This is a genomic window from Methanomicrobium antiquum (assembly GCF_029633915.1).
Lineage (GTDB): Archaea > Halobacteriota > Methanomicrobia > Methanomicrobiales > Methanomicrobiaceae > Methanomicrobium > Methanomicrobium antiquum.
The window spans coordinates 2,202,785-2,215,298 of the sequence record NZ_CP091092.1 but is presented as its reverse complement, the minus strand read 5'-3'; the positions used below and the strand labels follow the sequence as shown (position 1 = coordinate 2,215,298).

At 37.3% G+C, this 12,514-nt stretch carries 10 protein-coding genes; 5 read left to right on the top strand and 5 right to left on the bottom strand.

From position 1 onward, the window contains the following. Positions 1-488: 488 nt before the first annotated feature. The 3 genes from L1994_RS10880 (at position 489) to L1994_RS10870 (ending at position 5,139) form a co-directional block, all read left to right on the top strand. A complete protein-coding gene (locus L1994_RS10880; RefSeq protein ID WP_278099461.1) occupies positions 489-2,189 on the top strand; it encodes a PAS domain-containing protein in 1,701 nt (566 codons plus the stop codon). A 168-nt stretch (positions 2,190-2,357) separates the two neighbouring features. Beyond that, on the top strand, positions 2,358-3,377 hold the full coding sequence (locus L1994_RS10875) for a hypothetical protein (protein ID WP_278099460.1): 1,020 nt from the start codon (positions 2,358-2,360) through the stop codon (positions 3,375-3,377). Positions 3,378-3,480: 103 nt separating this feature from the next. Beyond that, on the top strand, positions 3,481-5,139 hold the full coding sequence (locus tag L1994_RS10870) for an ABC1 kinase family protein (protein ID WP_278099459.1): 1,659 nt from the start codon (positions 3,481-3,483) through the stop codon (positions 5,137-5,139). 236 nt (positions 5,140-5,375) lie between these two features. Here L1994_RS10870 and L1994_RS10865 read toward each other — a convergent pair whose 3' ends face one another. Beyond that, positions 5,376-5,789, bottom strand: a complete 414-nt coding sequence (locus L1994_RS10865; RefSeq protein WP_278099458.1) for a hypothetical protein — start codon at positions 5,787-5,789, stop codon at positions 5,376-5,378. 255 nt (positions 5,790-6,044) lie between these two features. On the opposite strand from L1994_RS10865, the gene L1994_RS10860 reads away from it, so the two are divergent. Beyond that, a complete protein-coding gene (locus L1994_RS10860) occupies positions 6,045-6,983 on the top strand; it encodes a response regulator (RefSeq protein WP_278099457.1) in 939 nt (312 codons plus the stop codon). A 330-nt stretch (positions 6,984-7,313) separates the two neighbouring features. Continuing rightward, positions 7,314-7,862 (top strand): hypothetical protein, encoded by a 549-nt coding sequence (locus tag L1994_RS10855; RefSeq protein WP_278099456.1) that lies wholly within the window; start codon positions 7,314-7,316, stop codon positions 7,860-7,862. 119 nt (positions 7,863-7,981) lie between these two features. On the opposite strand, the gene L1994_RS10850 is transcribed toward L1994_RS10855, so the two are convergent. From L1994_RS10850 to L1994_RS10835, 4 genes are all read right to left on the bottom strand, one after another. Continuing rightward, positions 7,982-8,578, bottom strand: a complete 597-nt coding sequence (locus L1994_RS10850; RefSeq protein ID WP_278099455.1) for a DUF7504 family protein — start codon at positions 8,576-8,578, stop codon at positions 7,982-7,984. Between the two features lie 14 nt (positions 8,579-8,592). Continuing rightward, positions 8,593-9,753: a PAS domain S-box protein gene (locus L1994_RS10845; RefSeq protein WP_278099454.1), complete on the bottom strand. Its 1,161-nt coding sequence runs from the start codon at positions 9,751-9,753 to the stop codon at positions 8,593-8,595. 63 nt (positions 9,754-9,816) lie between these two features. Further along, positions 9,817-11,337 carry an MBL fold metallo-hydrolase gene (locus L1994_RS10840; protein WP_278099453.1) on the bottom strand — a complete coding sequence of 507 codons (1,521 nt, stop codon included), beginning with the start codon at positions 11,335-11,337 and terminating at the stop codon, positions 9,817-9,819. A 14-nt stretch (positions 11,338-11,351) separates the two neighbouring features. Then, a complete protein-coding gene (locus L1994_RS10835; protein WP_278099452.1) occupies positions 11,352-12,113 on the bottom strand; it encodes a methionine biosynthesis protein MetW in 762 nt (253 codons plus the stop codon). Positions 12,114-12,514 lie beyond the last annotated feature (401 nt).

Genomic DNA, 12,514 nt, shown 5'->3' with positions numbered 1-12,514 from the left:
GGGGTATATGCCTCCGAAACATCCCTTTTTTTGATAAGACAGTAGAGAGGTATAGCTTTACTGTCATTTATGAACCCATTTATGGTAGTGTTGCATTCTGCGGGTTACTGGAGGAAATTATGGATGTTTTTTGAATTCGTTTTGAGTTACGGAATATGTGTGCCTTAAATCACGATGTTTCGGAGGCGCAATCAACTTCTGCATTTAAGATTATCCGTCTGCCTGATATTAGCAGACGGGATGAAGACCCTTGGGGGGGTAATCGGGCTTCATCTTGTCTTTGAATTTATAAATCCAAAGACGGTCGTAGAGGTTTTTTCCCAGAGCCATTAAATATCAGGTCTGGTATTGCAAATAATATGTGTTGGTAACAATATTTAAATCTTCTGTCTAACGCCTTGCATTGAATCTTGCATTGAAAGAATCATTGAACAGAGCAATAACGAAAGCAATAAGTAATGCTTCATAATAACCTAAATCTGTATAGTATGGACAACTACGCAGATGAACTGTCAGGAATTCTAAGCACATTAAAGGAAAACCCACGCGGCCTCTCTGTATCCGACATTGCGGCAAAGATTGGCGTAAACAGAAACACTGTATCACGATATCTTGATATGCTCCGAATATCAGGTCAGGTTGACATGAAAACCTATGGAAAAGCCAAGGTTTTCTTTATATCCCAGCGTGCGCCGGTATCTGCGATGCTTAACTTCTCATCTGATATGGTTGCTGTGATTGACAATGAATTAAAAGTTGTTCAGGTAAACGATTCTCTCTGTAGCCTTTTGAATGTAGAGCGCAGTGATATTATCGGAAAAGAGCTCAGAGACTCCCCCCTTGTAGGTTTTGATCATCCGGTAATAAATGACAGGATAAGAGTTGCACTCGAAGGCGAAGAGACAGTTGATGAAATAAAAATTGTCCGGATTGATGATGAGCGCTATTACAGAATAAGAATAATCCCGACTGTACTAAATGACTCATCTCCTGGAATCACTCTGATGCTTGAGGATACAACCGAACAGCACCGTGCAAGAGAAGCACTTTTAGAGAGTGAGCATAACTTCAGATCTCTTGTAGAAGAGATAAACGATGCAATATGGAATATCGATACAAAAGGAGTTTTTCTCTACGCAAGCCCGAAAAGTGCTGATATAATAAAAAAACCGGCAGATGAGCTTATAGGCCTTTCTCTTCTTGATTATCTTGATGATGTGTCATCAGAGAATTTTTTGGAATCGATGAGAGAAGCAAAGACAAAAAGAACAGCTGAACTTACAGAATGCACATTAATTAGAAAGAACAGTCCTGAAAGCCGGGTAAAACTTGAGCTGAGTATCTGTCCAAAATTTGATAATATTGGAGACCTGACAGGATACAGGGTTGTATGTCGTGATATCTCTGTAAGGGATAATGCGATGAAAAGCCTCTTTAAATGGAAATCTTTTTTAAATTCAATCGTTCAGAACATTCCATCCATGGTTCTTGTAAAAGAGGTCAAATTCGGAACATATATCTTTTTTAACAAAGCTGCGGAGGAATTTTTTGATTTGGACAATAATATATGCATAGGAAAAATGGGCTGTGAGCTTTTCCCGGATAAAATTACAGAATATTTCGTATCGGGAGACAGAGAGGTCTTGTCAACACTAAAGCCTGCATTCCTGCCGCCGATAACTGCAAAATCAGGTTCAGGTGAAAGGAGGGATTTAAGTGTGAGAAAAGTACCGATATCAGGGCCTGATGAAAAGCTTGAATACATTATGACAATAGCAGAGGATGTAACCGAGCAGAACCGTGCAAAAGAGGAGATTATTGCACAGCGTGATCAGTCCCAGAGCTATCTTGACGTTGCAGGCGTTATGATTGCGGTTGTAAACAAAGACGGGATGATTGAAAGCCTCAATAAAAAAGGCTGTTTCATTTTAGGCTACACGGAGGATGAAATTTTAGGTGCAGACTGGTTCTCAACCGTTGTTCCGCAGAGTTTAAGAGCTGATCTTAAAACCGGCTTTGAACAGGCGATAAACGGTGATTGCATTCCTAAATCAGGCCAGAAGGGGCGGATTTTAAGAAAGGACGGAACAGAAGCAGAGGTTGTGTGGCACAACACATTCCTTAAAAATGCAAAAGGAGAGATATCTGCTATGGTCTCATCAGCCTCCGAAAAGCCTGAATTATCCTGATGCCCTTAATTGAGAAATCATTTAAGAATATAAATAATTTTATATGAAAGTTACTTCGTAACTTACATGTAAAACGTACATGATGAGCTTTTTTCATCACACAAAAAGTGATGATAAGTTTATCAGGTATTTTGATTTTTATAGCAAATTAATGAGGGGATTAATCGAATGAAAAAAAATCTAATAAAAAAAATTGTTCTGCTGTCTGTTATTGTATCTTTAATGCTTTTTTCACAGACAGTCTGTGCATCAGACAATGTTGCAAAAGGCGATATTGTCTATATAAAAGGCGGGGTTACAGGAAGTCCACAGGAAGGTCTTGCATTCTGGGTATTTGGCCCTAATTACTGGACACGCGAGACGCAGTCAGTGACCGGAAATACATACACATATGAAATATCCAAAAGCACAACTCAGAACATGGCATCAGGCCAGTATTTCTGCATAGTCCAGCACCCTATGTACAACGGCGTCTTTGACGCAGACGTATCTTATGATACTCCTGAGACAGGTCAGACCTCTGTTGTCTCATCGGCCGGAAATTCATTCATAATAGATGGCTCCGGAAAATTACAGGGAAGCGCTGCTGCAAATGCACTTATGAGGATGCTTACATCACCTGATATAGATGATACCTACACCTCAACTGAATTTTACATCTCTGAACCATGGATTAGGTTTACTCCAAAGGAGACCTATTTCATCGGCGACAACCTTATGATATCAGGCCAGACCAATATCGCCGATGGTGAAAAATTAATTTATGAGCTTTATTCAGCCTCTTTTGAGCCGACATCAAAGACCACATCATCAGAGTTTACAGGCCAGTCAGGAACAGTCACAGTCATACCGGGCGGTGACGAAAATTCATGGGAAGTTCCTGTGGATACATCAAATCTAAAACCAGATTTTTATATCTTTAAAATCTCTAAGGATGACGGATCTGCTGAATATACAGCCGAATTTACACTTGCAGAGGCAGTGACAGAGAAACCGGCAGAGACACAGGAAGAGGCAGAAGTCACTCCTTTCCGGACAATGCCGCCTGCAACAGAAGCGACTGCAGAAAATGAAGGTGATGACTTAAAAACCACATCACAGACACCTGCTTTAGGAAGTGGTTATTTTATCTTCATTGCTCTGCTCTCAATTTTATTTGTAGTATCTCTTATTAGAAGGCGTTCCTAACCTTTAAATCCAAAATCATCAGTTTTTTTATATCTCTTTTCTTGTCTTTTTTTTTCTTGTTTTTAAGAGAATTTTATTACCAAGAAGAACCAATTTTCCTGATATGGTTCACAGGCTGAAAAGATATGGTCAGATTGCCGATGTAATGGTAAAATACGGATTTGGTATTTTCTTAGACCAGATCGATCCAGACTCGACCAGAAGAAAAAAACTTTTTAAAAAGACAGTAAAAGACAACCGTTCGATATATGAGCGAATGAGACTTGGTTTGGAAGAACTTGGTCCAACAGCTGTTAAATTCGGTCAGATGGCGGCTTCAAGAAGCGAGGCGCTTCCACCGGAATTAATAGAGGAGCTTAAAAAGCTCCATGACAGTGTGACCCCTGTTCCTTTCGAAGATCTACTGCCGGTTATTGAGGAATACTGCGGTAAGATTGATGAAACTTTTGAATTTTTTGAAAGGATTCCTGTTGCCGCGGCATCAATAGGCCAGGTTCACAGGGCGATTTTAAAGGACGGAACTGTCGTTGCAATAAAAATTCAACGTCCTGATATCTCTGAAACAATTGAGATGGACACAATAATTATTGAAAATATGGCCCGGAGATTTGAGAAAGTAAATCCGGCGCTTAAGGCATATAATCTGACAGGACTTGTAGATGACTTTTCAAAGATGATGAAAAGGGAGCTTGACTACATAGCAGAAGGGAAAAATGCAGATATTTTCAGACGAAATTTTAAAAATAAACCTGATATAAAATTTCCAAAGATATACTGGGAGTATTCCGGCTCTAAACTTTTAATGATGGAATACATTGAGGGCGTTCGTGCAGATAATGTGGAAGGAATAAAAATATACGGATATGATCCGAAAAAATACGCAGATCTTGGATTTGAGACATATCTTAAGATGATATTCGAAGACGGCTTTTTCCATATCGATCCCCACCCCGGAAATATATTTGTAACAATTGACGGAAAGCTTGCCTTCATTGATCTTGGTGCAATTGCAGTAATCCGGCCTGAAAGACGTCATACTTTCATAAAACTGCTTTTGTCAATCGTTGATACCGACGTTGATATGATAGTCGAGACCTTTAAAAAATTAGGTGTCAGAATTGATGATGATGATCTGGATGATATTAAGGATAACCTCTATTATGCCCTTTTTGATGCTGAAGGGTTTGAAATTTCATCAGTTGATGCGGCAGGTTCCTTAAAGAGCATTCCTGATGTATTAAACCGTTATCATATTCAGATTCCGGGGACACTGATGTCTCTTTTAAAGGTCATAATGATGGTAATTGGTCTTGGACAGACATTAAATCCAAAATTCAACTTCTATGACAAAACAAGGCCTTATCTTTCCGAAGTTGTAAAAATGCAATATTTCTCACCGCAATCTTTTAAAAAGACCTCACATACTCTTATTGAAAGTATAGACAGTATAATGAAGCTTCCAAAAATCTTTAACAGGACGATGAATAAGTGGGCGGCAGGAAAATTCCAGATTGATATTGTTGCAAAGGATGTTGAGAGACTTTCATATACAATTGAAAAGGCAACAGACAAGCTTCTTATGGGTCTTGTTGCATCAGCACTTGTTATTGGGGCATCAATTGTTATGTACTCTGCTGATTTTGAATACTCCGGCTGGCTTTTGTATTTCACAATCGCAATTTACTTCACAGCGTTTGTAATCGGTCTTGCGGCAATAATTAAGATTTTATTTGTAGATTCTTCTGATAAAAAGAAGTATTGATCTGCATTTAAAATTTTAAAAATTATATTACTTTTAAAAAAAAATCATGATAATTTTTTTTAACGCAACAGTTTCATGTAGTTCACAAAGTGACTTTCATAGCAAACGCACATGATGAGCTTTTTTCATCACACAAAAAAGTGATGAAAGTTTATCAGGGATTTTTGACTTTCATAGCAACTCAATTCTGATTTACATAGTATATGTCCATGAAGGAAGATTTTTTCCCCGGCAAGTTACTTAAAAAAATCTTCCAGCGGACTTTTAAGCCTTTTTATCTCCTCAAATTTAATTTCAGGTGCAAAAATTTTCAGATCGAAGAATATGCTTCCCCTTACAATAATGCTGACTCCGTCTTTTATGTATTCAGCGGCGGCGGAAATAAATGACAGATTTTCAATCAAAACTTTAATATCAATAAGATTCTCAGAGTCTGCCTTTAAAATCACACCCTCTTTTTCTCCTCTTCCAAGGTAATCTTCACCATTATTTAAATGCCTGAATAGCTCAAATTCTATCCTTTTTATTGGTGCATCCAAAAAAGAGGGGTTTTTGACTTTTATAGTGACAATGAGTTCTATTTTGTCTTTACCGATTCCTACAGGCGAAATTTTGGTTATCTCAATATCAGGCTTTTTCATACTGTCCATACAATTTTAATCAGTTGTTTTAATCTCATATTAGTGTTTTGTCCGGATATTTAGTTAAATTTGTAAAACGGCTCAGAAATGAATTTAATAAGTAATATATACCACTTTAAAAATATGATTGAATATAAGAGAATTTCTGTTCCGGTATTTTTTTCTCCTGATTGTTAAATATGTCAGGAATAATGACCTGAAATGCAGGAAATCAGAAAAAAACGGCATTTAAATTTTCTTATTCTCAAGGGGGGGAGGATTTTAATGGCTGACGCTAAGGTTTTGATTGTTGAAGATGAGGTGATTGTCGCAATGGGCCTTGAAAGATCGCTTGGATCTTTTGGCTACGATGTAGTAGGTCTTGCAACAAAAGGTGAGGATGCCATAAGGATGGCAGGCGAACTTATGCCTGATCTTGCTTTAATTGACATAAATCTTGAAGACAACATAGACGGGATTGATGTTGCTGAAAAAATTGGAAATAACTGGGATATTCCGGTTGTGTACCTGACCTCCTACACAGGCGATGAAACTCTTTCTCGTGCAATAAGGACAAATCCTTACGGTTATCTTACAAAGCCGGCACGCCCAAGAGAAATTTATACTACAATTGAGACTGTTTTGCAAAAGCACCGGGCAATAAAAGCAGAAAAAGCACTTAAATCCGGTGAGGACAAATTCAGGTTTGTAATGGACTCCCTGCCTTTTCCCCTCTGCATTGTCTCTGAAGGCGACTTTGAAAACGGTCCGAAGATTTCTTATTCAAACAGACTTCTTATTGCAAAAACAAAGATGGATGCAGAAAAACTCTCCTCAATTAGTCCAGGGATACTTTTAGGATTTGAATTTTCAAAAAATCTTTCAAAAGAGAAGAAAAAAACATGTTTTGAGTGTGAGACATCATTAAAAACTTCTGACAGAGGAAATATTCCCGGAAAAATTTATGTGAAAGCAGCTGCATTTGAAGGCAAAACATACCTTGTGGTTTTATTTCAGGAATATTTGGAATCCAAAACAGAAAATGCTGAAAAAGTGTCAGGAAACATTTCACAGGAGACTGATGAGCTGATTTCATCGTTAAAACAGCCCCTGTCAGAAATAATTGCAATTTCAGGTCTTTTTGGAGGCGTTGAAAGTGAGGAAGTCTTTCGAAATGCAGAAAAGATGCAAAACATAATTTTGGAATTTGAAAAAAGAGAATAATTTTTTTTGGGGCATTAAATACCATATGAAAATTCCGCATGAAGCAGTTGTTTTATGAATTACACAGGAATTACACATGAATTTTATTTCGTAACTTACATGAAAAGTTGTATGAAATATAAATTTCATGGATGTTTTTTAGGAAATACTCTTTAATTATTAAGGGCTATTTGTATCATTGAAGTAAAAGTCAAAAATTATTATTTTTTTGATTTTGCATGAAGTTACTTCGTAACTTACATAAAACTGTTGAATGAAACAAAAATTTCATCACCGTTTTGCGAAAAAAAATATCATGAACGTTTTGAATACAAAAAGAGGTGCTTATAAATGAGTCTGGAAATTGCAAAAAAGGATTTAGAGGATTATATGGCAGGTATAAAAAAAGATATGCCAAAAATCTCCGGAAATGTTGCCCATATGATAGCATCAATGCTTATAGGATACAGAACAGGCCTTTATGACAGGGCAATAGGACGTGCTGACAAAATTCTTGGAAAGATTGAAAAAGACGAGAGCAAAAGCGCTCTTAAATGTGCTGTATCAATTATCAGGGCACATTCAATAGAACTTCTGCCCTCCCAGAAGTCCATCAGATCTGAGTTCAACTGGGAAGGTCATGATCCGACAAAGACATTTGGTGTAAAACTTCCTGAAGAAAAGGACTGCACATTCAAACCTGAAGATGAGAAATTTTATGCAATTAAGTTATCTAAGGATGAAATAAAGGTGCCATTAGAGTTCAAACGCGATAATGCACTGATTTTTGCCTATTCCACTGCTTATCTTTTCTCAATCGAAGACCAAAGACCTCTTGAAGAACAGGTTTTGGGATATGTCCTTCAGAGAATTGAATATTATCAAAAAGAAGACGCCTGATTATTATTTTTACATACCGGTCTTCATCCGGGGGAGGTATTGGCAGCGGATATGACATTTACGATAAACAAAACCTCACCTTTCATATCCGCACAGGCGATTTTCCGGCAATTTTTCCTCTAATTTATGTCCTTTTCTTTGGAATCGGCTTCAGAGTCCGAATAGGACTCAGAATCCATGTTGATAACCCTGTCTGTAAAAGTCATAATCTGAGACATTATCTTAGGGTCCAGACTGTCTTCAGCGGCAAGATAGATTCCGGAAAGAAACATAATTCTAAGCTTGCTTGTAAGAAAATGCATGAACTTTGTAATGTCGGATGACGGGAGATAAATAAGCATTGCATTTAACGAATCTATAAGCAATGCGGGTTTTTTCTCTTTTATCTCCTTTAAACTTTCACTGATTGCGATAGAAAGAGAGGTAAGATCAGACGGACTGCTCAGGAATCTGCAACGTTGTACACCATCAGGCACTGTTCCCATTGCAAATTTTGTTATAGTGTCTATAAAAGAAATCTTTCCGGAGTCTATTCCCTTTGCTTCGTATAATTCATGTAGATATTGTGACGGCTGGCTTGATGTGATAATTAGTATTTCGCGGTCGTTTTCTGTCAGTCTTCTGATTAGTTCTACATTGTTGTCTTTTAGTCTTTCCGGAGGAGATATTACAAGCAATATCTCAACATTTTCAAGACAGTCTTTTGAAGAATCCATTTTTTTTAGTCCTCTTAGCCTGAAATAAAATGCCTGTAGGCCTCTGGAATATCTTTGTTTCTCTCAACAATCAATCTGTTAAGATCTTTTATGTTTCTGTTGACCTGCTCTATATTTTTAATCTGAATCTCAATTTTAGTTGCAATGCTCTGCTTTGATACAATATCATCCAAAACATCCTTTTTTATCTGGACAAGATTTTCCTTTATTACAAATCCCGGCTCTTTAATTCTTAGGGCGGCTTCAGTTATGTATGCAATAAGTGTTTCATAACTCTCCTGCCTGTATATCGCACTTCCAATCATTCCGGCGGCAACACCGATAGTTTCAATTTCACCTTCACTCCAGACCCTCTCTTTTCTTGTTTCATCAAGGCCTGCAAAACCCCACCATCTGTCATTGATAAATATTGGTGCGATAACAGAGGTTTTGACGCCTAAAACTTCCATGTTTTTTCTCTCGTCTTCGTCAACGGAGTTGATATCTGCAAAGACCACCTCGCCTTTTTTGAGCTTTTCCTGCCATCTTAAAACACCGGCATCTTTGTAGGAAAGTCCCTGCATTTTAGGATTATTTATCTGTGATGCTTTTTTATCATATGCCCATTCAAATCTTTCATTCATCAGTAAAAGTCCGGTTTTTTCATCTGTAGAATTTTCAAAACAGTAAATCCTTGCAACCTCTGCCGCCTCACCAATAGCCTTTAAAACATCAGGCATTACTTTTTTCCATGAATTTTCCTTTAAAAACAGGTTAATCCCATGATTAATTGCATAAAGAATAGCATCGCGTCTTTTAAGCGCCTTTAATATTTCAATTTTTTCTGTGATATTTAAAAGAGTTATTATGATGTTTCCGGTCTTCTCATCAAAAGCAAATGTTGATGCGACATTAATTACTTCTCCGTCCTTTCTTAGAAATCTGAATTCGGTTATTAAATTTTCTGATGTCTGTTTTTCTGTCTGATTTTTATAAATTTCTTCAACTCTCTTTTTATCATCAGGATGAATAAATGAGCAGAATTTATGTTTGCCGGCAATCTCATCTTCAAAAAATCCTGTTCTCTCGCAAAAGGCTTTGTTTGCGGCAAGAATAACTCCTTTGTTGTCTGAAAGCAGGATTCCCGTTCCTGCATTGTCAAATATTAATTTATATATGTCGCCTTTGCTTTCCATATCTTTTAATACGGATTTTTAATATAAAAAACTGCTTTTGGCAGATGTAAGATATTTAATCTTTTAATTTAGAGAATGAACATAGTGTTCAGGCTCAATAAAAGATTCAAGCTTACCTTCGCTGTTTATTACAGAAACAGCACCGTGACCCCCGCAGATAAGACATTTTTCACCTGATTCTTCTTCGTAATCCTTAACAATCTCTAAAATCCCTTTTCTCTCCTCGCGGGCAAGTGAACTGTCAACATTGACAGATGTAACAAGAAAATCTGCAATTGAATTATATCTTTTGCGTTCATCAGTAAAACTTGAGAAATTCATAAGACTGTCTGCTGTAAAAATCAGCCCTTTTTCCCTGCAGAATATTAAAAGCTGACCGAACTGGTGTCCGCCAAGGCTTAAAAGGACGTCAAATGAAAGTCCTCCAATCGGAATTTTTGCAAGCACCGGAAAACCTTTTACTCTTTCTGCTGATGATTCCGGAAAGAGCCTGATATTTTCTTCTGAAGAAGGATTCCAGTGCGAAAAAAGCGCTATCATTGTTGTGTACACCTTCTCAAGAATTGATTTTTCACTCTTAGAGCCCCATGCACGGTTGCCGCATTTAATAATCTCAAGTGTTGCCGGATGCATATATGCCGCTACATTGTATGCTCCTCCTGCACCACAGTGATCGGCATCACCGTGGGTTATAATAACTGACTTTAATTTTTTCTCAACATCAAGACCATAATAGGCAAACATTTTCTTAGCATCCTCTGCATAAATCCCGTAGCCTGTGTCAATCATCACAATCTCATCAGGTGCATCGAAGATGAATATACTGCCGCCTCCCGGCATCTGAAAGCAAAAGAGTGTAAGATTATCAATAATTCTTATCTCCTGCACATCGGCGTAAAATCCGTCTCCTGTCGTTTTATTTAAAAATTCACCGCAGAGAATATAATTTTCAAAAATCTCGTCAGGATTTTCTCCAAGCCTTGTAAGCTCCTGGACTGTATGGTTGATGTCTTTTAAAAAATCCATAAGTGCAGTATCATCTGCGTTTTGAAGATACCGGCGAAGCTGTTGAGCAAATCTGACATAAAAAATTGTTTTGTCAAGCTTTGTACCGGTTGTGTCATAGTCAATTATTTCAATCTTATAATGATTTTTTAAGGCGTTTAGAAGCTCTTCTGCCCGGTGCTCCTCTTCAAGATTCATACTTACATAAACTGTCTCCGGAAAGCTTCCGGTATCATCAAAGTCAATTGAGCCAATATATGCACCGGCATCTGAAACAATATTTAAAAATTCAAGAAGTGCACCTGACCTGTTTAAAAGATTCACGCTGAACTTCAAAAAAGGCAGGCTCTTTAGGGAATTTCTGAGAAATCCAATTTTAGAGAGTTTCTCTTTTATCCTTATGTAAGCATCCTCAGTGCAGGTAACCTCAAAAAAGGCAGTCTGTGAATCTATCTGCCTGTCATAGTGAATTCTGTTTATGTTTCCGTCAAGCTCTGTTATAATGCCGGCCGCAAGGTTTAGTGCCTCAGGTCTGTTTGGAATGTATGCAACAAATGAATATTTATTTAAAATGTTCAAAAGAATCACCTGTTTTAAGATGAAGGTTCAGTTAACGAAGGTACAATCAGATACATTGCCCATCCGGTATTTTCCCGTCCGTAAGCCATATATTCTTCCTGGATTCGTCTGTAATAATTTAAAAGATCGTCATATCCGGGATTTTGCCTGTTATCATCGTCTGAAAGCCATTCTAAGCAGTTTCTCCAGATTCCTGATTCATATATGTCCCAGTCGTCATCGCCTGCCCTGACAACCGATTTTAGATTAAAACCTTTATCTCTAATAATTTGCAGAATTTCATATTCGGTAAGAATTTCAGGCCACTGCCTGCAAAATTCAGGTGATACTGAATCTTTCTTCCAGTATCTGTCGCCGATTATTATTGAGCCTGTATCTTTGATAAATTCTGAAAGAGCAGTTAATGTCTCTTCAATTCCGCCCCAAATTTGTGATGCACCAAGAGCAACTGCAAAGTCGTATAATTCATCCTCTTCTTTTTCATAGGATGAGGCATCGGCAAAGAAGATTGAAATTTTATCTGAAAGACCAAGTTCTTCAATTGTCATTCCGGCAGTCCGGCAGGCATCTTCTCTTATTTCCACGCCTCTTCCGGATATGCCAAAATTCTCTCCCCAGAGTCCGAGAAGAGTAGCATTCCCACAGCCAAAATCAATTACAGATGTCTCTTCAGACATGCCTGCAATCTCTCCTATGTATATCGCCTTTTCAAAGCTTAAAGGATTTAATATGCTTAAAGGGCCCTGTGATATGGAGACTATCTCACGAAAATCCATTATTTGTACCGCCGGTATTTTAAAACCTGTATTTATAAATTGCTTTAATTCTCAATTATATTTTTGTTCCTTAAATGGTTTTATTATTTGGTGTTGAAAAAAACAATTGAAATGAGCCTTTTACCATGAAAACGTCCATGAAATTATATTTCATGCACCGGTTTCATGTAAGTTACAGAGTAACTTTCATCTAAAACGCACATGATGAGCTTTTTTCATCACACAAAAAAGTGATGATAAGTTTATTCAGGAATTTTGACTTTTATAGCAAACGCACATGATGAGCTTTTTTCATCACACAAAAAAGTGATGATAAGTTTATCAGGAATTTTGACTTTCATTGCAAATCAATCTGTTTTTACAGGATAATCGCATTTTATTTACATGAAACAATACCTGAA